Here is a 20,814-nt window from a genome sequence, read left to right as displayed (position 1 = left end):
GTCGCTCAGTTGGATAGAGTACTCGGCTACGAACCGAGCGGTCATAGGCTCGAATCCTTTCAGATGTACCATAATCAGAAGCCCCTCAAAAGAGAAATTTTTTTAGTCCTATTATTGGCTTTATTGTTTATTTAATACTGTTTCAATGATTCGCTTTATATAAACCACACATCTAAACAGCGACAATTTCCTCCATTTACGCTAAAGTAAGCACCTTACTAAAATAAAATGACATCACTGGCGGGAGGTCGATTTGATCCCGGACGTATCTAAAGCGCTCTCATGGTTAGAGGCGCACCCAGAAGCACTAAATGGTATTCAACGTGGTATTGAACGTGAAACATTACGTGTTACTCCGGAAGGTTCTATTGCTGAAACTTTGCATCCGGAAGAGTTGGGGAAAGCATTAACACATAAATGGATCACGACAGATTTTGCTGAGCCTTTACTTGAATTCATCACACCTGTTGATAAAAGTATTGGGCATAGTTTGGCTTTTCTTAGGGATTTACATCGCTATACGGCGCGTCAGATGCATAATGAAAGGATGTGGCCGTTAAGCATGCCTTGTTTTATCGAAAACGAGGATAAAATCACGCTGGCACAATATGGCTCATCTAATGTTGGCCGCTTCAAGAATTTATATCGCGAAGGGCTGAAAAACCGTTATGGTGCGTTAATGCAGACCATTGCTGGCGTTCATTACAACTTCTCCTTGCCAATTGAGTTTTGGCAAGCGTGGGCGGGTGTTAAAGACGCTGAAAGTGGCAAAGCACAAATCTCGGATGGCTATCTACGTCTGATCAGGAACTATTATCGCTTTGGTTGGGTTATTCCTTATTTATTTGGCGCTTCCCCTGCAATTTGCGGGTCGTTCCTCAAAGATAGGGATACCAAACTCACATTTGAAAAGACCGCTGGTGGTACTTATTACTTGCCATATGCGACGTCACTGAGAATGAGTGATTTGGGCTATACAAATAAATCTCAGAGCGATTTAAACATTACATTTAATGACTTAGATAGTTATGTCGCGGGCTTGAAAAAAGCCATTTACAAACCATCTGAGGAGTTTGCTGCACTAGGTGTTAAAAAAGAGGGCAAATACATTCAATTGAACACTAATGTGTTGCAAATTGAAAACGAATTGTATGCCCCTATACGCCCTAAACGTGTGCCTAAAGGTGATGAATCGCCGTCAGATGCGTTGCTACGCGGTGGCATCGAATATATTGAGGTAAGAGCGTTAGATATTAACCCATTCAGTGCGATTGGTGTTGATGAAACACAAACTCGTTTCCTCGACCTGTTTTTAATTTGGTGTGTGTTAGCTGATGCACCTGAAATGAACGCTCAGGAATTGGATTGTAGCCGTAAAAACTGGAACCGAGTGATCCTCGAAGGGCGTAAGCCTGGGCAAGTCATCGGTATTGGTTGTGGCAGTGAAATGAAGCCACTCGTCGAAGTCGGGCAGCAGTTATTTAACGATCTGATCCGTGTAGCTGAAGTCCTTGATACTTGCTGTGATGCTAAGTATCGTGATGTTTGTCACCAATTTGTTGCGATGTTTGAAGATCCAACACTGACATATTCTGCTTTAGTGATGGATAAAATGATTGAGCAAGGCATTGGTGGCTATGGCTTAGCATTGGCAGAAAAATATTATCAGCAATTGGTGAGTGAACCTTACGAGGTGATCACTGAGGCACAGTTTGAAGAAGCTCGATTAGCTTCCATTGAAAAACAAGCTATGCTAGAGAAAGAGCAAACCGAAAGCTTTGAAGAGTATCTGCACAAGCATGCAGGGCGTTAAAAAGAAAATGGCCACGTTAAGTGGCCAAATATAAAATCTCTTAGAGAATTAGGGATGATAACAAATTTGCGCGTCTTTCATTTATTAAGACTCGGCGATTCCAAAATAGTTTCATTTATTTTTTGAAAATAAAAATAATTTTTTCAGGAGGTCAAGAAATGCCGTTATTAGACAGTTTTACTGTAGATCATACGCGTATGGCTGCACCTGCCGTCCGTGTGGCGAAAACCATGCAAACTCCAAGTGGAGATACGATTACAGTTTTCGACCTGCGTTTCACGGTTCCTAACAAAGAGGCGATGTCAGAGAAAGGTACTCATACACTAGAACACCTATTTGCAGGTTTTATGCGTGATCACCTCAACGGTGATGGTGTTGAGATCATTGATATCTCGCCAATGGGATGCCGTACAGGCTTTTATATGAGCTTGATTGGAGAGCCTGATGAACAACGCGTAGCGAATGCATGGAAAAGTGCAATGCAGGATGTACTGAAAGTCCAAGATCAAGCGAAGATCCCTGAACTGAATATTTACCAGTGTGGCACTTATAAAATGCATTCACTGGAAGAAGCTCAACAAATTGCACGCAATGTCTTAGCGTCAGAAATCCGTGTTAACAAAAATGATGAGCTAGCTTTACCAGCTGAGAAGTTGACAGAACTACACGTTTAGATAAATAGCTTCTGGATAAACTGCACCTGATATTCGATACAGGTGCAGTTTTTATTTGTGCTTACTAAGAGGAAGATACCGCCGACTTTGTGTTTAAAGGCGTAATTTTTACCTGTTTGATAATATTGTCACTGATTTCTAATACTTCAACTAAGTAGTGTGAAATAACAATTTTCTCTTGTAATTCAGGTATATCCCCAATAGCTTCCAACACCATACCATTCACAGTTCTTGGGCCATCGATAGGCAGGTGCCAATCAAGGGCTTTGTTAAGGTCTCGAATATTCGCTGTACCATCAACGAGTACACTCCCGTCGCTTTGAGGTAGAACTTCTTCAGCCAATGATGGTGACATGGAGGTTGTAAAGTCACCGACGATCTCTTCTAAGATGTCTTCAACAGTAATCAGACCTTGGATCTCACCATACTCATCGACAATGATGCCTATTTTCTCTTTGTTATGCTGAAAATTAATTAGCTGAGTACTTAACAGCGTACTATTTGGAATAAAATAGATATTATCGGCGGCTTTGATCAGATTTTGTTTATTGAACTCGCGTTTTTCCATCATCATGCGATAGGCTTCGCGTACTCGTAAGATCCCAATCGCATCATCCAGTGAATCACGATACAGTACAATACGCCCATGAGGTGAGTGAGTTAATTGGCGTACAATGGATTTCCAATCATCATTAACATCAATGCCTACTATCTCATTTCTTGGCAGCATAATGTCGCCGACAGTCACTTTTTCAAGATCTAAGATAGATAGCAACATGTCTTGATTACGTCGACTGAGCTTTGCTTTCGACTCATTAACGATAGTTCTTAACTCATCTTTACTTACAGCATCGCTACGTATAACAGGGGGTTTTATTCCACAAATGTACATAAACATCAGTGTAATTTTATTGAACGCCCAAACGACAGGCAGCATAATTTTTTGTAGAGGTTTTAAAATATAGCTACTTGGAAAAGCGACTTTTTCTGGGTATAGCGCCGCGATCGTTTTAGGTAAAACTTCAGCGAAGACTAAGATGATGAAGGTTAAAATACCTGTTGCAATTGCCACCCCTGCGTTACCGTATAAACGCATCCCCACAATAGTCGCGAGTGACGAAGCTACGATATTAATCAGGTTATTACCAATTAGGATCAAACTAATCAGTTTATCAGGGTGTCTGAGTAATTTTTCAACTCGTTTTGCAGAACGGTTGCCTTGTTTGGCGAGGTGCTTTAAGCGATAACGGTTCAGCGTCATCATACCTGTTTCTGAGGCTGAAAAGTATGCTGACATAATAATTAAAACGATTAATATGATGATGAGCGTACCAGTAGATACGTGATCCAAAACTAGGTTCCTTATGCAGTATAGATAAGATTATTTTATCCATCTTATGGATAAGATACCATAATTTGTTGCATCAGCCGGTTGCCGAAAAAAGCCATTGTTAGGATAAAGGCGCCTGCTACATGGAAAAATAGGACTCTTTTTCCGCGCCAACCTCCATGAAAATGACCCCATAATAAAATGATATAGACGAACCAAGCGACAACTGATAACACAGACTTATGAATATTCTCTTTATCAAAGATATTATCCATATAAATAAAGCCCGTACATAAAGTTAAGGTTAGCAGAATGACACCAACTTGGGTGATATGAAACATTTTACGCTCAATGACCATCATTGGTGGCATATCAGCTCTGAATTTGAACGTTTTATTTTTAAGTTGATAGTCAATAAGCGCGACTTGGAATGCATACAAGGCGGCAATTAAAAGGGTTGCATAGCTAAGCAAGGCCAAGCCAATGTGAATAAATAGCGGGACGCTGCCTTCTAGATGGGTGATAAATTCACCTGGCATCACGGCTGAGAGGATTAAATTAATAATGGCAAAACTATAGACAATAGGTGTCAAATACCACGCTTTGCCTTTGTAGGCGACCACCGTCATGATGATGCACATTAATAGGCTAACTGCGGAACCTAAATTCAGCAATGTGAGGTTTTGTCCTTCTGCTCCACGAAAAATAAGCAACTTTAGCGTGATTGCATGGGTAATCAGTGCAACAACAGCTAATAAGAGGGCTAACCGGCGATAGACAGGTTGTTTACGAACCTGGCCGGGAACGATCAGCGATATGCTGAACAGATATGTACAAACTGCTATGACTGCAAATACGGGCATAGTATAGTGTCGTTATTCATTTTTAGTGGATAATGTTAGCTAGTATAACGCGTGCAACTGTAGGCTCCAACCATTAGCACTGTTAATAAGCCTCTTCTTAATCGTTAATCGCATTTAAGAGTCCTTTTTACAGGCCATGTTCATTTAAAAATGAGGATAATTTGGGTATCTGGCCTGTAAAAACAACCTCCAACAGGGTGCAGCGAATATACGTCAGGTATGATACACTGTGACGAAAATTTTCGGCGTTGGTTTCAGTTGTGGCTGTCAGTGGTTATTTTGCTTTGAAAAGACCGATAAGCAAATTTGCCGAAATGAGCCACTCAATACTTGTATTTTGCAGTATTCATAACCAAATCTAGCTTTGACAGTAGGCCCATAAACAGAATTGAGCTAAGACATATGTTTGATAATTTAACTGACAGACTATCGCGCACTTTGCGCAACATCAGCGGGCGTGGTCGTCTGACTGACGATAATATTAAAGATACATTGCGTGAAGTTCGCATGGCTCTGCTGGAAGCAGACGTTGCGCTCCCCGTTGTCCGTGAATTTATTCAAAAGGTAAAAGAGAGTGCTGTTGGCCAAGATGTCAATAAAAGCTTAACGCCAGGCCAAGAGTTCATCAAAATTGTTCAAAATGAGCTTACGCGAGCGATGGGGGAAGAGAACCATCAGCTCAACCTTTCTGCACAACCACCAGCTGTGGTGTTGATGGCAGGTTTGCAAGGTGCGGGTAAAACAACCAGCGTTGCAAAACTAGGTAAGCTATTAAAAGAAAAACAAAAGAAAAAAGTTTTAGTGGTCTCTGCTGACGTGTATCGTCCAGCGGCGATCAAGCAGTTAGAAACATTGGCTGAAACAGTTGGAATTGATTTCTTCCCTTCCGATGTTAAAGAGAAGCCTGCGGCGATTGTGCAAAAAGCTTTAAAACATGCTCAATTGCAATTCTATGATGTATTACTTGTGGATACAGCTGGGCGCCTGCACGTTGATGAGGCGATGATGGAGGAAATCCAAGAAGTCCATCGCATTATCAAGCCTGTAGAAACCCTATTTGTTGTCGATGCGATGACGGGGCAGGATGCGGCAAATACAGCAAAAGCGTTTAACGAAGCACTGCCTCTTACTGGGGTTGTTCTGACCAAAGTTGACGGTGATGCTCGTGGCGGTGCGGCTCTCTCTATTCGTGCTATCACCGGTAAGCCAATTAAGTTCTTAGGGGTTGGTGAAAAAACCGATGCGTTGGAGCCTTTCCATCCTGAGCGTGTGGCTTCCCGTATTTTAGGCATGGGTGACGTGTTATCTCTGATCGAAGAGATTGAACATAAAGTTGACCGTGACCAAGCTGAAAAATTAGCTAAGAAACTGAAAACGGGTGACGGTTTTGATTTAAACGACTTTTTAAGTCAATTAAAGCAGATGCGTAATATGGGTGGCATGGCGAGTATGATGAGTAAAATACCCGGTATGTCTCAAGTGCCTGATGCGGTGAAGTCACAAATGGATGATAAAATTACTATCCGTATGGAAGCTATCATCAACTCAATGACACGCAAAGAGCGCGAAAAACCAGAAATTATCAAGGGCTCCCGTAAACGCCGTATTGCAGCGGGGTCGGGTACGACGGTTCAAGATGTCAACCGCCTTTTGAAACAATTTGATGATATGCAACGCATGATGAAGAAGATGAAAAAAGGCGGTCTTGCTAAAATGATGCGTGGTATGAAAGGAATGATGCCACCGGGTTTTCCGGGGCGTTAAGTAATGAAGCTAGAAAGAATATGCACTTTTGATTGATTTTTGCGTCAAAGTGAGTAAAATTTTCGGGCTTTTTATATGACAACCGGACTCTATCCCTCGATGGAGTCTGGTTGTTTTATTAACTAATGAGGATGTTATGGTAACAATTCGTTTATCTCGTGGCGGCGCAAAAAAGCGTCCGTTCTACCAAATCGTTGTAACCGATAGCCGCAATGCGCGTGACGGTCGTTTCATCGAGCGTATCGGTTTCTTCAACCCAATCGCTTCAGGTCAAGCAGAAGAACTGCGTTTAGACTTGGATCGTGTTGAGCACTGGGTTGGTCTGGGCGCAACTATTTCTGACCGTGTTGCACAACTGGTCAAACAAGCTAAAAAAGCAGCTTAATCTGTCACGGTGGTAACTATGAGCAAGCAAGCAAATCTAGCGACTCCTACTAACCCAATTGTGTTGGGTAAATTAGGCGCTGCGTATGGAATTCGTGGTTGGCTCAAAGTTTTTTCGTCCACCGAACATGCTGAAAGTATTTTTGATTATCAGCCTTGGTTTATTCAACGTTCTGGTCAGTGGCAACACATCGAACTGGAAGATTGGAAACACCATAACAAAGATATCATTCTGAAACTCAAAGGGGTTGATGACCGCGATGCAGCAACGCTGTTAACTAATTTTGAGATTGTTGTGGATTCAGCGCAACTTCCTGAGTTAGATAATAACGAATACTACTGGAAAGACCTTATGGGCTGCCAAGTGGTGACGTTGCAAGGGTATAACCTAGGTACCATCACCGATATGATGGAAACCGGGTCTAATGATGTCATTGTGATTAAGGCAAATCTAAAAGATGCGTTTGGCATCAAGGAGCGGCTGGTTCCGTTTCTTGATGGGCAGGTTATCAAGAAAGTCGATCTCAAATCTAAACTGATTGAAGTTGATTGGGATCCTGGTTTTTAAATCTCCGGTTGAACGGTTTTTATGAGTGGGACTAAATAATGTGGATTGGTGTAATTAGCCTGTTTCCCGAAATGTTCCGCGCAATAACCGAGTACGGGGTAACTGGTCGGGCAGTGAAAAATGGCCTGCTGTCTGTTGAGTGTTGGAACCCGCGAGATTTTACTCACGATAAACACAAAACAGTCGATGATCGCCCCTATGGCGGTGGTCCGGGCATGCTGATGATGGTGCAGCCATTAAGGGATGCTATCAATACAGCAAGAACTGAGGCAGGTGAGGGTGCGAAAGTCATCTATTTATCACCTCAGGGGCGCAAACTTAGTCAAGCTGGGGTTTGCGAATTGGCAACGAATGAGAAACTTATTCTTGTTTGTGGTCGATATGAAGGCATTGATGAACGGATCATACAAACCGAAGTTGATGAAGAATGGTCAATCGGTGATTACGTTCTAAGTGGTGGGGAGCTCCCCGCGATGGTGTTGATAGACTCAGTTTCTCGGTTCATTCCGGGGGTACTTGGTCATGAGGCGTCTGCTCAGGAAGACTCTTTTGCAGATGGCTTGTTGGATTGTCCTCACTATACCCGCCCTGAAGTTTTAGACGGCATGCACGTTCCTGATGTTTTATTGTCAGGGAATCATGCAAAGATAGATAGCTGGCGCATGAAGCAATCACTTGGCCGTACCTGGCTGAGAAGACCTGAGCTTCTGGAAAGCCTAGCTCTGACTGACGAGCAAAGGATGTTGCTGAACGAATTCCAAAATGAATATCGTTCTGAGCAACAAGTGAATCCAGACAATTAAATTAATTGTCTAACATATATCAGTTTACCTAGGGTAAGAGAATTATTATGAGCAACATTATTAAACAACTTGAACAAGAGCAGATGAAGCAGGACGTACCTTCATTCCGTCAGGGTGATACTGTGGAAGTTAAGGTATGGGTCGTAGAAGGCTCTAAGAAACGTCTGCAGGCATTTGAGGGCGTGGTTATTGCTATTCGTAATCGCGGTCTGCACTCTGCATTCACTGTTCGTAAAATTTCTAACGGCGAAGGTGTTGAGCGTGTATTCCAAACTCACTCTCCTGTCGTAGATAGCATCGCTGTTAAACGTCGTGGTGCCGTACGTAGAGCTAAACTGTACTACCTGCGTGAGCGTTCTGGTAAGGCTGCTCGTATCAAAGAGCGTCTGAACGCCAAGTAATACGCTTTCGCTACATCCGAAAGTTACGATAAGGCCCGCTTATGCGGGCCTTTCTATTTGTTACCTTATTGATTTAGATAAGTTCACTGTTAATCATTTTCTGAAGTTAGATCTTTCTCTGTCACTTATTTCCCTTCTTATCGACCTAATCGTTAATATATTATCCTCTTAAGTTAAATTACGTGCTTTACCTGTTTTTGTAAACATAACTTTACTAAAAGAGTGGTTTTGTATAATAAATAAGCGATATTCAATAGTTTGTTTTATTAAAATCTATTATTTATCAGTGTTTTGCGTTTGTGTAATTTTTTATTTACGTATATGGAAATATTTTACATTAATGGATTGTATTCTTTACGTCACATGGTATGTTAATAACCAAGCACTCAAACACAATATATAAACAATAAGTTAAGCAGGTAATAAAAATGATCATGCAAAAAGATGTACTCAATAATGTGAATATTCGTGATGAACAGGTACTGATTACACCTGAAGCACTGAAGCAGAAGTTTCCACTGAGTCACAACAATCTGCATGCCATCGCGGCTTCGCGTCAAACAATTGCTGATATTATCCATCAGCGTGACCCGCGCTTACTCGTGGTATGTGGTCCTTGTTCTATTCATGATGTCGATGCGGCGATTGAATACGGGCAACGTTTACAGAAGCTTGCTGCTGAACTGAGTGATAGTTTATATATTGTGATGCGTGTCTATTTTGAAAAACCTCGTACAACAGTGGGTTGGAAAGGATTAATAAGCGACCCTCTTATGGATGGTTCGTTTGATATGGAAAAAGGCCTACATATTGCGCGTGATCTTTTGACCAACCTTGTCAATATGGGGCTGCCATTAGCCACTGAAGCGTTAGATCCTAATAACCCACAATACTTAGGTGACCTTTTTAGCTGGTCTGCAATTGGTGCAAGAACCACAGAATCGCAAACACACCGTGAAATGGCATCAGGGCTATCGATGCCTGTAGGGTTCAAAAATGGTACGGATGGCAGCTTGTCTACAGCCATCAATGCGATGAAAGCCGCTTCTATGCCACACCGTTTTATGGGGATTAATCAGTCAGGGCAAGTGAGTTTATTGCATACCAACGGTAATGAAAATGGGCACATTATTTTACGCGGTGGTAAAACGCCAAATTACAGCCCTGAAGATATCGCGGCTTGTGAAATTGAAATGAGAAAGGCAGGGCTAGAACCTTCATTGATGGTCGATTGTAGTCACGGTAACTCTAATAAAGATTTCCGTCGTCAGCCACTCGTTGTTGATTCAATTATTGAACAAATTTCTAATGGGAATCAATCAATAACCGGTATTATGTTGGAAAGCCATTTACATGAAGGCAATCAAAGTTCTGAGCAACCGCGTAGTGAGATGAAATATGGTGTATCAGTGACGGATGCCTGCATTAACTGGGAAACAACGGAAACGGTATTGCGTAAGCTACATCAAGCATTGTTACCTGTGCTTGAAGGGCGCGCAGAAAAATTTGAAATTGCGAGCTGATACAAGGTATAGGTATGTCTGTAGAATTATCTCATCTTAGAGAACAAATTGATGAGGTTGATAAATCGTTATTAGATTTGTTGGCTAAGCGCTTACAACTTGTAGCTGAAGTTGGTGAAGTCAAAAGCCAACATGGTTTACCTATTTATGTACCTGAGCGGGAGGCGAGTATGTTGGCCGCCCGCCGTCAGGAAGCCGAACGCATGGGGATCCCCCCAGACCTAATAGAAGATATTCTTCGGCGCATTATGCGTGAATCCTATGCCCGTGAAAATGATAAAGGGTTTAAAACATTAAAGCCTGATGCGGGTCCAATAGTGATTGTTGGTGGTGATGGTAAAATGGGGCGGTTATTTAATCGCTTACTAACGTTATCAGGTTACCAAGTTAAAATTTTAGGTGAACATGATTGGGCACAAGCAGAATCAATTGTTAAAGGGGCTAGCGTCGTTATTATTAGTGTTCCGATACATTTGACGGTGCGCGTGATCAAGCAATTACCGAAATTGAACCAAGAAACCGTATTGATCGATATTGCGTCAATAAAACATCAACCTTTGGAAGCAATGCTGGCTGTTCATGAGGGGCCAGTGCTTGGCTTACACCCTATGTTTGGTCCTGATGTTGGTAGCGTTGCGAAACAAGTGTTTGCTTTTTGTGATGGTAGAGGGGCTGAGTCATATCAATGGTTTCTTGAGCAATTACAAGTTTGGGGAGCTCGCTTGAAAAAGATCACTGCGAGTGAGCATGATCGTAATATGAGTTTTATTCAAGCATTGCGCCACTTTACTACTTTCACCTATGGGCAAAACTTAGCGAAAGAACATGTTGATTTGCAGCAATTGCTCGATCTTTCATCGCCAATATACCGGTTGGAACTTGCAATGGTTGGGCGCTTATTTGCTCAAGACCCACAGTTGTATGCTGATATCATCATGTCGTCAGATGAAAATATTGAATTAATTCGCCGTTACTATCAGTTATTAGGGCAATCGATTGAGACGCTCGAACGTAAAGATAAGGCTGAATTTATACGACAATTTAATGAAGTTAGTGATTGGTTTGGTGAGGATGCACATCACTTTATGAAAGAAAGCCAATCCTTGTTGCAAAGAGCAAACGACAATCGTAAGTAATGCATAAAATAGCTTCTAATTTAATTTTAGGAGCTATTTTTTTATTACCAAAATCAAAATATTCCCTCTTCAAGCTCGTACGCTTTCTGCTTTACTATCTATAATTTGTTTTAGTTATTGCCATTTTTAATGATGTAAAATATTCCATTCTTAGAGTCTCTCAGCGATTTATTCTGATTTTGTCTGTTAATATCTATTTATAAAATGAATATTTATAAATTAAACAATTTAACTAATAAAGTTAGTCGATAATCTACCGATATTAACTGTCATAAAATGACGGCCAGTTCGGTGAGGAATCTATGTCTCTGAAAGATATAAAAATAGGTGTAAAACTTTTTATTGCGTTTGCGTTCTTTATTTTTCTTCTGCTCTTAAGCTCGGCGCTGTCCTTAATTAGCTTAAACAAAGCAAATAATGGTATTCAAGACATTATCTATAAAGATTATCCAATGACTGTTAATGCTAATCAGCTAATGGATAATTTTTATTCTTATATAGGGATACAGGAACTCATTTTATTGGATGATAGAGATAGTGAAAGACGCAGAAATGAACTAAAGAAAATCAGCTCGAATGTTGTTCGACTACTCAAAGAGCTTGATGAAAATGCCAAGGATCCACAGTCTATTGCTGTTCTTGCGGAGATCTATGATGTTCGTGAACGATTCCTTCAGTCACAAGCTAGGTTGAGTGAATTTCTCAATAACAATAATCGAAGCGCTGCTATCGATGAAATGATGAACAAAACATCGGCAATACAGCGTGAATACCGCGAGAAAGTACAACAATTTATTGAAGTGCAAAATCACAGAATGCAAGCCTCGGGCGTTATTGTCGATGGTGATTACCATTTTAATAAATATTTATTAATAACCCTCGCGATTATCAGCATTGCTATAGCTTGTATTATGGGATGGTTTATTACCCTGTCGATTACACGGCCTCTGGGAGCCGCCGTTGGCTTTGCTCAAGCGATTGCGGAAGGGGATTTAACACAACATGTTGAAATAAAAAATCAAGATGAAACTGGGGTGCTATTGCGAGCGCTAGTCGAAATGAAAAAGCGTTTGTTAGAAATTGTACAAGAAGTACAAAATGGCTCTGAAAGTATTTCAGCCGCTGCGGGGCAAATTGTTGCAGGAAACCAACATCTAGCGGCAAGAACCGAAGAGCAAGCAACCTCTGTGGAAGAGACCGCAAGTTCTATGGAACAAATCACATCGACAGTACAAAATACGGCAGAGCATACTCACCAAGCGACACAATTGGCCGCAGACACTGCGGTTGTTGTAGCCAATAATGGCCGCATGATGAATGAGGTAACCAACAAAATACGTGCTATTCATTCATCTTCTAACCAAATGACAGAAATTATTAATCTAATTGATTCTATTGCATTCCAAACGAATATTCTTGCATTGAATGCATCTGTTGAAGCCGCACGGGCAGGGGAACATGGTCGTGGTTTTGCAGTAGTTGCAGGTGAAGTTAGGTTACTTGCCCAAAAAAGTGCTAACTCGGCAAATGATATTCGTCTGTTAATTGAAAATTCGTTAACACGAACTAAAGAAGGTATGGAATTAGTTGAACATGTAGAGCAGCAAATTGATGGAATGATCAAAAATGTTGAAGAGATGGATCAACGGCTTCAGGAGATAGGTCAAGCTAGCCACGAGCAGAGCGCTGGAATATTACAAATAAACAGTGCAGTTGGACAACTTGATGTGACGACACAACAAAATGCAAGTTTAGTCGAGGAGTCAGTCGCGGCGGCAGCGTCATTGAATGAGCAAGCATTGCATTTAAAACAGCTGGTTAATTATTTTCAGGTAAGTGCGACTCACGAAAATAGGTCAGTGTAATAAGTAAATAGTGTGTGTCAGAAGCCAGTCATGTGAATGACTGGCTTACTATTAACGTATCAGCATAGATAAAATAGATTAAGGCGTAATTTTTTCTGGTTCAACGGGGACAATATTTTCAGAAGGATAGCAGCCTAACACCTTAACAGAACGGGTTATTGCAATCAGCTCTTTTAGTGCCTGCTGCATATTTTCAGAACGTAAATTGGCATGCACATCAACATAGAACATCTCTTCCCAAGGCTTACCATTAATAGGGCGTGATTCCAGTTTACTCATGATGATCTTATTATTTTTTAAGATGATTAGAGCATCAACAAGAGCACCGGCCTGTTGACCAGTTGTAATGAGTAATGTGGTTTTTGCAGGAACTTGCTCAGTGACCTCAATCGCTTGCTGAGCAACAACGATAAAGCGTGTCATGTTAATTTGTTGGTTGGCAAGATTATGTTCTAGCACTTGCAAGCCATATAGCGCGCCGCCTGCTTCACTTCCTAGTGCCGCAACATTTGGCGAGTTTTGTTGAGCAACATTCTGCATTGCGGTTGATGTGCTATCACAATATTCAATTTTCCAATGCGGGAATTGGGCTAAATATTGGCTACATTGTTGGAATGGTTGTGGATGGCTGTAAACCGTCTCTATTTTGCTAAGATCAGCCCCTGCGGTTGTGAGCAAGCAATGGTTTATTGGTAGTCGAATTTCACCTACGATTGAAAGGGTGGTGTTCTGTAATAGGTCATAAACATCGTTAATGGCGCCTGAGCTGGTATTTTCAATAGGTAGGATACCATAGTCGGCTTGACCACTTTCAACGAGTGAGAAGATATCTTGGAATTTATGGCAGCTACATTCAACTAATTGGTCAAAATGTCGGGCAGAGTATTGGCGAGCAGCAATATGTGAATAGGAGCCTTTAGGGCCTAGGAAGGCAAAACGCGCGGAGTCATTTGGTGTTAAGTTTAAATGTTGCTGTAAGATGGCTTGTTGAGTAAGAACGGAATCTTCAATGATCATTTGAAACAGTCGTGTGACATAAAAACCATCTAACCCTAATGGCTTGGCTTTATTGATCAAAACATCCAGTAATTGGCGTTCACGCTCTTTGTCTCGAATTGGACGGTTATCTTCTAATTTTGTTTGAGCTACTTCAACGGCATACCCGCGTCTCTTAGCCAGTAGGCCGAGAAGTTCACTGTCTAATTGGCTGATTTTTTCACGTATCTTCAGTAAATTAGTACTGTTGTCCATCCTACCTTCCCCATAAAATATCAGTAAATAAAAAAAGCCCCCTAGCAGGGGGCTTTCAAATCTTGTCATCTTTTCTTTCTCGAACGACAAAAGCCCCTTAGTAGGAGTGGCTAAAGAAAGAAAAGAAAACAAAATTCATGTGCATCATTATTTACCTATTATTGACCATTTCTTAAATAGACCCGATACACGGGCAGATGTCAACAAAAAAGATATTGGGGAAATTAAAAACGCGCCCAAGATAGGCGCGTTGATAAGGTTTCAAGATAAGTTTGTAGACAATATAAAATTATAACGTAACAAGGTTAGCTTCTTTTACACTATTACTGGCTCTTCTTGATTCTCCTTTATGTTGCACTTTGTTCAGTTGTCTTTCGAGTTTATTAATTAATTCATTGATGGCGACATACATATCTTCATGTTTGGCGCTTGCAACGAGTTTTCCTGTAGCAGTTTTGATGTTGGCATCAACCATAAAACCTTGTGGTTCTTTTGATAATACAACGTGAGTATTAATCAAAGCGACTTGCCATTTGTCGAGTTTAGTCAGACGGCTCTCAATGTGATCTCGGATAGCAGGGGTAATATCCATTTGTTTGCTAGTTATGTTCACTATCATATAGTTACCTCTCATTGTTTCCGTCTTTGATGTATTCAGAATACTGACTATTTATCTAAAAAAATTGATATAGATCACGCTTAATGAACAGGATAATCCTTCGCGAACCGAACTGTGATTCAGGATAAAAAAGAGAGGGAAAGAGATTGCCAAGTTGAGTTTCTTGAGCGAAACTGAAAAAGTTGACTATCAATACGGTAAATAGTCGGTACTTTATTTGGGCTAAAATTCAGATAAAGAGTAAACAATAAAATAGTGGCCTAAAAAAGATTATTTATCGTCAATTAAAGTTGCCTTCCGATTTTGTCTTTGATTATTTTATATGCTCAGTTTCACTTTAATGTGATAAACAAAAACAGCAGCCTAAGCTGCCGTTTTCAATGTTGATTTTTCTGTTAATTTGGATTGGCTGCAATAAGGTTAGCAACTTTATTCGCTTCTTCATCTAACCCCATCTGCTTATAAGCTATTTCCATGTATTTTAATGCATTACGGGTAGCTTCAGTATCTGGGTAGTCCCTTAGCATTTGTTGTACTCGATTGACAACCGCGACATAAGCGCCACGTTTGTTGTAGTATTCAACAACAGAGAGGTCAAACCTTGCTAAACGATCTTTTAAATAAACAAGACGCTTACTGGCGTCATTAGCATAGAGGCTGTTAGGATAGTAACGCACTAATTGGCTGAAGTCTTTGAATGCGACGCGTGCATGTTGTGGGTCTCTATCTGAACGGTCTACGCCGAAGAAACCTTGTAACAAGCTGTCATCAAGTGCCATTGCCGTTAGCCCACGCATATAAAGGACATAGTCGATATTTGGATGAGTTGGGTTTAAACGCATAAAACGGTCAATCGCAGCTATCGCCATTGGTAGCTCGGCTGATTTATAATAAGCATAAATCAGGTCTAATTGTACCTGTTGGGCGTAAGGGCCAAATGGATAGCGGTTATCTAACGCTTCTAATTGCTTGATGGCCGCTTTATAGTTGCCGTCCTGCAACTTTTGCTGGCCAATACTGTACATTTCAGCCGGAGTACTATCAGGGCTGACTTCATTATTGCTGGAGCATCCGGTGAGTACCAGGCTCAACGTGGCAGCAGCCACCAGATATTTGATACGTATCATCACGTGTTGGTTATCCTCTGAGTGTTTCGAGGGAGACTATCCGTAAGGCTCCCGGCAAAATTCGAGTTACAATAACATACATTTTAAATAAAACGGCATCGCCGTCAAAATACAAACACTAAAAAAGTAGATTAATTTATGGCTCAACAAGTACAACTTAATGCAACTGTTGCTGAATCACAGCTCGGTCAACGTTTAGATCAGGCTTTAGCGGAATTGTTCCCTGATTATTCACGTTCACGTATAAAAGAGTGGATTTTAGACGATAGAGTGCAGGTTAATGGAAAAGTTATCAATAAGCCAAAGGAAAAAGTTTTAGGTGGCGAACAAATTTTAGTCGATGCACTGATTGAAGAGGACAATCGTTGGGAGCCGCAAGATATTCCTCTTGATGTTGTGTATGAAGATGAGGATATCCTCGTTATTAATAAGCCTCGTGGGCTAGTTGTTCACCCAGGTGCAGGGAACCCAGATGGCACTATATTGAATGCACTATTGCACCGCTATCCTGAAATTGTTGATGTACCACGAGCTGGTATTGTCCACCGTCTAGATAAAGACACGACGGGATTAATGGTGGTTGCGAAAACCGTACCCGCTCAAACACGCCTTGTAGAATCATTGCAATTACGCGAAATCACCCGTGAATATGAAGCAGTTGCTGTAGGGCGAATGACTGCGGGTGGTATGGTCGAAGAACCCATTTCAAGGCATCCGACAAAACGTACTCATATGGCTGTTCACCCAATGGGGAAACCTGCGATAACACATTATCGCGTGATGGAGCATTTTAGAGCTCATACTCGCTTGCGTTTACGTTTGGAAACGGGAAGGACACACCAAATTCGTGTGCACATGGCCCACATTAACCATCCTTTGATTGGTGATCCACTGTATGGCGGACGTCCTCGTCCATTAAAAGGGGCAAGTGACGAGTTTTTTGAAGTCATGCGTAAATTTGATCGCCAAGCACTGCATGCAACGATGTTGCGACTGTATCATCCTATTTCAGGGATTCAAATGGAGTGGCATGCACCACTACCGGATGATATGGTTGAACTTATTGAAGCCTTAAAGGCAGACTATCAACTGCATAAAGACGATATGGATTGGTAATGAGCTCATTGATTTTTCCTGACTGGCCTAAGCCTAAGAATGTATCATGCTGTAGCACCACACGTATTGGTGGGGTCAGTTTGCCGCCATTTGATAGCCTCAATTTAGGGGGGCATGTAGGTGATGATCCCTCGGCTGTCAGTGAAAATCGTCATCTCTTACAGACCTTGGCTGGCTTGCCACAACAACCGTTGTGGCTTGAACAAGTCCATGGCACAAAAGTATTGCGCTTAACTGGTGCTGCCATTGACAACAAACAGGCGGATGCTGTCTATACTCAACAGGTAGGGCAGGTGTGCGCTATCATGACCGCTGATTGTTTGCCTGTTCTTTTTTGTAGCAAAGATGGTCGTGAAGTCGCGGCGGCTCATGCGGGTTGGCGCGGGTTGTGTGATGGTGTGCTTGAAAATACGGTAGCACAATTTACTTGTGATAAAAAAGACATAATGGCTTGGTTAGGGCCTGCCATCGGGCCTGAAAAATTCGAGGTCGGTGCCGAGGTGAAAGCAGCATTCGTCAAACAACCGAGTGAACTCGCATCAGGGTTTACGGTTCACGGCGAAAAATATTTAGCAGATATCTATTTATTAGCACGTAAAAAGCTGCAAGCAGCAGGTGTTTCATCAATTTACGGCGGTACATTTTGTACTGTGAGCGATAAAAACAGATTTTACTCCTATCGCCGTGAGGGTAAAACGGGGCGTATGGCCTCATTGATATGGGTAAATAACTAGTGTTTAGTGATTTATTCTGAATTAACTGATATCGCTAAAATAATTTAATTATAAACTTGAATAAATAAAAATAGACCTCATTTATTCACCAGAAGCAATTTTAATCCCATTTTTAGTGGAGGTGTTATGCGTCTGGATCGTTTAACTAATAAATTCCAGCAAGCGCTCGCTGACGCCCAGTCATTAGCCCTTGGGCGCGAAAACCAATTTATAGAACCTATTCATTTATTAAGTGCACTGTTTAATCAAGAAGGTGGCTCTGTTCGTCCTTTGTTGACAACAATTGGTGTTAATGCAGGGCAATTGCAACAAAAAATTGAAGATGCACTCGCACGCTTACCGCAAGTGCAAGGGGTTGCCGGTGATGTGCAACCATCAAGTGATTTGATCCGCCATTTAAATTTATGTGATCAACTCGCTCAAAAAAATGGAGATGAATTTATCTCCTCCGAACTGTTTCTTCTCGCTGCTTTAGAAGCTAATACATCACTTGCAGACATGCTCAAAGCGGCCGGTGTGAATAAAGCAAATTTAAATAAGGCAATAGACGAGATGCGTGGTGGAGAAAAAGTGAATGACCAAGGTGCTGAAGACCAGCGCCAAGCGTTAAAGAAATTTACTGTTGACCTGACTGAGCGTGCTGAGCAAGGCAAATTGGACCCAGTTATTGGGCGTGATGAAGAGATTCGCCGTACAATTCAGGTTTTGCAGCGTCGTACAAAAAATAACCCTGTATTGATTGGTGAGCCAGGTGTCGGTAAAACCGCCATCGTCGAAGGGTTAGCGCAACGTATTGTTAATGGGGAAGTGCCAGAAGGGCTAAAAAATAAACGTGTCTTATCCCTTGATATGGGAGCATTAATTGCAGGGGCGAAGTTCCGAGGCGAATTTGAAGAACGTTTAAAAGGCGTACTAAACGACCTCGCAAAACAGGAAGGTAATGTGATCCTGTTTATCGATGAGTTGCATACGATGGTAGGTGCAGGTAAAGCCGACGGCGCAATGGATGCCGGTAACATGTTGAAACCCGCATTAGCGCGTGGTGAATTGCATTGCGTTGGTGCGACAACGTTGGATGAATATCGTCAATATATTGAAAAAGACCCTGCTTTAGAGCGCCGGTTCCAAAAAGTTTATGTGGCAGAGCCAAGCGTCGAAGATACGATCGCGATTTTACGTGGTCTGAAAGAGCGTTATGAGCTGCACCACCATGTGCAAATTACGGACCCTGCTATCGTAGCGGCGGCGACATTATCGCATCGCTACATTACGGATCGTATGTTGCCAGATAAAGCTATCGACTTAATTGACGAGGCTGGTGCAAGTTTACGTATGCAAATGGATTCTAAACCTGAATCCCTTGACCGTTTAGAGCGCCGTATTATTCAACTGAAATTAGAGCAACAAGCTCTGAAAAAAGAGTCTGATGATGCGAGTAAAAAACGTCTTGATATGCTCGAAGAAGAATTGGCGGAAAAAGAGCGTGAATATTCTTCATTAGAGGAAGAGTGGAAAGCAGAAAAAGCCTCGTTAACAGGCACTCAGCATATCAAAGCTGAGTTGGAAAATGCACGCTACGAAATGGAAAAAGCACGTCGTAGTGGTGATCTGGCTAAAATGTCAGAGCTGCAATATGGCCGTATTCCTGAGTTGGAAAAACAGCTAGAAGCAGCGACAAAAGCAGAAGGCAAAAATATGAAGCTTCTGCGAAATAAAGTCACTGATGTTGAGATCGCTGAAATTCTTGCTCGTTGGACTGGCATACCTGTTTCTCGTATGTTGGAAAGCGAAAGAGAAAAATTACTGCGTATGGAGCAGCAATTACATCAACGCGTAATTGGTCAAGATGAAGCGGTTGTTGCTGTTTCAAATGCAATCCGCCGTAGCCGCGCGGGTCTATCAGATCCTAATCGCCCAATTGGCTCATTTATGTTCCTAGGGCCAACAGGGGTCGGTAAGACTGAGTTATGTAAAGCGCTGGCAAACTTTATGTTTGATAGTGATGATGCGATGGTGCGTATCGACATGTCAGAATTTATGGAGAAACATGCCGTTTCCCGCTTAGTGGGGGCTCCTCCAGGCTATGTTGGTTATGAAGAAGGGGGCTATCTAACAGAAGCTGTCCGTCGTCGCCCTTATTCTGTGATCTTATTGGATGAAGTTGAAAAAGCGCATCCAGATGTCTTTAACATTTTATTGCAAGTGTTGGACGATGGGCGTTTAACAGATGGGCAAGGTCGTACTGTCGATTTCCGTAATACGGTGATTATCATGACGTCGAACCTAGGTTCTGATTTGATCCAAGAGCGTTTTGGTACAATAGGCTATTCAGAAATGAAAGATATGGTCATGGAAGTGGTTTCTCATAGTTTCAGACCTGAGTTTATTAACCGTATCGATGAAGTCGTTGTGTTCCATCCATTAGGTAAAGAGCACATTACTAATATCGCGAACATTCAGCTTGGTCGTCTATATAAACGCCTTGAAGAGCATGGTTATGAAGTGAGTGCAACACCCGCTGCGCTGGAGAAAATTGGAGAAGCAGGGTTTGACCCAATCTTTGGTGCTCGTCCATTGAAACGAGCAATCCAACAAGAGATTGAAAACCCACTGGCACAAGAAATATTGTCAGGCAAATTAATTCCAGGTAAACCAGTCGTTCTGGATGTTGAAAATGATGAGATAGTGGCTAAACAGTAAAACTCAACATTTCAATTAGTAAATAGAAAGGCGATCATCAGATCGCCTTTTTACTTTTGATAGGCATAAAAAGGCGATTTTGCTGTAAAAACCGGCGTAAAGTTCAAAAAGTAGTCGGTTGTCATTTTTTTTCAAAAAAACAC

At 41.6% G+C, this 20,814-nt stretch carries 18 protein-coding genes and 1 other annotated feature; of the genes, 13 read left to right on the top strand and 5 right to left on the bottom strand.

Annotated elements, in window-relative coordinates; genetic code table 11:
• Nucleotides 1-253 precede the first annotated feature (253 nt).
• Nucleotides 254-1,813: a glutamate--cysteine ligase gene (gene gshA, locus PR675_RS15315; RefSeq protein WP_040132889.1), complete on the top strand. Its 1,560-nt coding sequence runs from the start codon at nucleotides 254-256 to the stop codon at nucleotides 1,811-1,813.
• 158 nt (nucleotides 1,814-1,971) lie between these two features.
• Nucleotides 1,972-2,487 (top strand): S-ribosylhomocysteine lyase, encoded by a 516-nt coding sequence (gene luxS, locus PR675_RS15310; protein ID WP_014656655.1) that lies wholly within the window; start codon nucleotides 1,972-1,974, stop codon nucleotides 2,485-2,487.
• A gap of 64 nt (nucleotides 2,488-2,551) precedes the next feature.
• On the opposite strand, the gene PR675_RS15305 is transcribed toward luxS, so the two are convergent.
• Both PR675_RS15305 and PR675_RS15300 read right to left on the bottom strand, forming a co-directional pair.
• The gene (locus PR675_RS15305) at nucleotides 2,552-3,838 is read right to left on the bottom strand and encodes a CNNM domain-containing protein (protein WP_014656654.1); all 1,287 of its coding nucleotides are present in this window, start codon (nucleotides 3,836-3,838) and stop codon (nucleotides 2,552-2,554) included.
• A 44-nt stretch (nucleotides 3,839-3,882) separates the two neighbouring features.
• A complete protein-coding gene (locus PR675_RS15300) occupies nucleotides 3,883-4,680 on the bottom strand; it encodes a cytochrome C assembly family protein (protein WP_004924889.1) in 798 nt (265 codons plus the stop codon).
• 402 nt (nucleotides 4,681-5,082) lie between these two features.
• Between PR675_RS15300 and ffh the strand changes: the two genes are divergently transcribed.
• From ffh to PR675_RS15260, 8 genes are all read left to right on the top strand, one after another.
• Nucleotides 5,083-6,444 carry a signal recognition particle protein gene (gene ffh, locus PR675_RS15295; protein WP_004924888.1) on the top strand — a complete coding sequence of 454 codons (1,362 nt, stop codon included), beginning with the start codon at nucleotides 5,083-5,085 and terminating at the stop codon, nucleotides 6,442-6,444.
• A gap of 136 nt (nucleotides 6,445-6,580) precedes the next feature.
• Nucleotides 6,581-6,829 carry a 30S ribosomal protein S16 gene (gene rpsP / locus PR675_RS15290; RefSeq protein WP_004924887.1) on the top strand — a complete coding sequence of 83 codons (249 nt, stop codon included), beginning with the start codon at nucleotides 6,581-6,583 and terminating at the stop codon, nucleotides 6,827-6,829.
• An 18-nt stretch (nucleotides 6,830-6,847) separates the two neighbouring features.
• Nucleotides 6,848-7,396 (top strand): ribosome maturation factor RimM, encoded by a 549-nt coding sequence (rimM, locus tag PR675_RS15285; protein ID WP_004924886.1) that lies wholly within the window; start codon nucleotides 6,848-6,850, stop codon nucleotides 7,394-7,396.
• Nucleotides 7,397-7,434: 38 nt separating this feature from the next.
• Nucleotides 7,435-8,199 carry a tRNA (guanosine(37)-N1)-methyltransferase TrmD gene (trmD, locus tag PR675_RS15280; protein WP_004924885.1) on the top strand — a complete coding sequence of 255 codons (765 nt, stop codon included), beginning with the start codon at nucleotides 7,435-7,437 and terminating at the stop codon, nucleotides 8,197-8,199.
• Nucleotides 8,200-8,246: 47 nt separating this feature from the next.
• Nucleotides 8,247-8,600 (top strand): 50S ribosomal protein L19, encoded by a 354-nt coding sequence (gene rplS / locus PR675_RS15275; RefSeq protein WP_004914006.1) that lies wholly within the window; start codon nucleotides 8,247-8,249, stop codon nucleotides 8,598-8,600.
• A 428-nt stretch (nucleotides 8,601-9,028) separates the two neighbouring features.
• Nucleotides 9,029-10,123: a 3-deoxy-7-phosphoheptulonate synthase gene (locus PR675_RS15270; protein WP_004924894.1), complete on the top strand. Its 1,095-nt coding sequence runs from the start codon at nucleotides 9,029-9,031 to the stop codon at nucleotides 10,121-10,123.
• 14 nt (nucleotides 10,124-10,137) lie between these two features.
• Nucleotides 10,138-11,259, top strand: a complete 1,122-nt coding sequence (gene tyrA, locus PR675_RS15265) for a bifunctional chorismate mutase/prephenate dehydrogenase (protein ID WP_004924884.1) — start codon at nucleotides 10,138-10,140, stop codon at nucleotides 11,257-11,259.
• A gap of 302 nt (nucleotides 11,260-11,561) precedes the next feature.
• The gene (locus tag PR675_RS15260; protein ID WP_040132890.1) at nucleotides 11,562-13,124 is read left to right on the top strand and encodes a methyl-accepting chemotaxis protein; all 1,563 of its coding nucleotides are present in this window, start codon (nucleotides 11,562-11,564) and stop codon (nucleotides 13,122-13,124) included.
• Between the two features lie 78 nt (nucleotides 13,125-13,202).
• Here PR675_RS15260 and pheA read toward each other — a convergent pair whose 3' ends face one another.
• From pheA to bamD, 3 genes are all read right to left on the bottom strand, one after another.
• A complete protein-coding gene (gene pheA, locus PR675_RS15255; protein WP_036941497.1) occupies nucleotides 13,203-14,375 on the bottom strand; it encodes a bifunctional chorismate mutase/prephenate dehydratase in 1,173 nt (390 codons plus the stop codon).
• A gap of 27 nt (nucleotides 14,376-14,402) precedes the next feature.
• Nucleotides 14,403-14,524 (bottom strand) — a sequence feature (Phe leader region).
• Nucleotides 14,525-14,664: 140 nt separating this feature from the next.
• Entirely contained in the window at nucleotides 14,665-14,994 is a 330-nt protein-coding gene (raiA, locus tag PR675_RS15250) for a ribosome-associated translation inhibitor RaiA (protein ID WP_014656650.1), read from the bottom strand.
• Nucleotides 14,995-15,389: 395 nt separating this feature from the next.
• Nucleotides 15,390-16,121 carry an outer membrane protein assembly factor BamD gene (gene bamD, locus PR675_RS15245; protein WP_004924881.1) on the bottom strand — a complete coding sequence of 244 codons (732 nt, stop codon included), beginning with the start codon at nucleotides 16,119-16,121 and terminating at the stop codon, nucleotides 15,390-15,392.
• A 138-nt stretch (nucleotides 16,122-16,259) separates the two neighbouring features.
• Here bamD and rluD point away from each other — a divergent pair, with 138 nt between their 5' ends.
• The 3 genes from rluD (at nucleotide 16,260) to clpB (ending at nucleotide 20,671) form a co-directional block, all read left to right on the top strand.
• Entirely contained in the window at nucleotides 16,260-17,237 is a 978-nt protein-coding gene (gene rluD / locus PR675_RS15240) for a 23S rRNA pseudouridine(1911/1915/1917) synthase RluD (RefSeq protein ID WP_040132891.1), read from the top strand.
• Nucleotides 17,237-17,971: a purine nucleoside phosphorylase YfiH gene (gene yfiH / locus PR675_RS15235; RefSeq protein WP_272582782.1), complete on the top strand. Its 735-nt coding sequence runs from the start codon at nucleotides 17,237-17,239 to the stop codon at nucleotides 17,969-17,971. Before rluD ends, yfiH begins: the two co-directional genes overlap by 1 nt.
• Nucleotides 17,972-18,097: 126 nt before the next feature.
• Entirely contained in the window at nucleotides 18,098-20,671 is a 2,574-nt protein-coding gene (clpB, locus tag PR675_RS15230) for an ATP-dependent chaperone ClpB (RefSeq protein WP_004924878.1), read from the top strand.
• Nucleotides 20,672-20,814: the final 143 nt, after the last annotated feature.

The organism is Providencia sp. PROV261 (assembly GCF_028477945.1).
In the GTDB taxonomy this organism is placed as follows: domain Bacteria; phylum Pseudomonadota; class Gammaproteobacteria; order Enterobacterales; family Enterobacteriaceae; genus Providencia; species Providencia stuartii.
The sequence above is the reverse complement of the archived record's forward strand: the minus strand, read 5'-3'. Positions and strand labels throughout refer to the sequence as shown.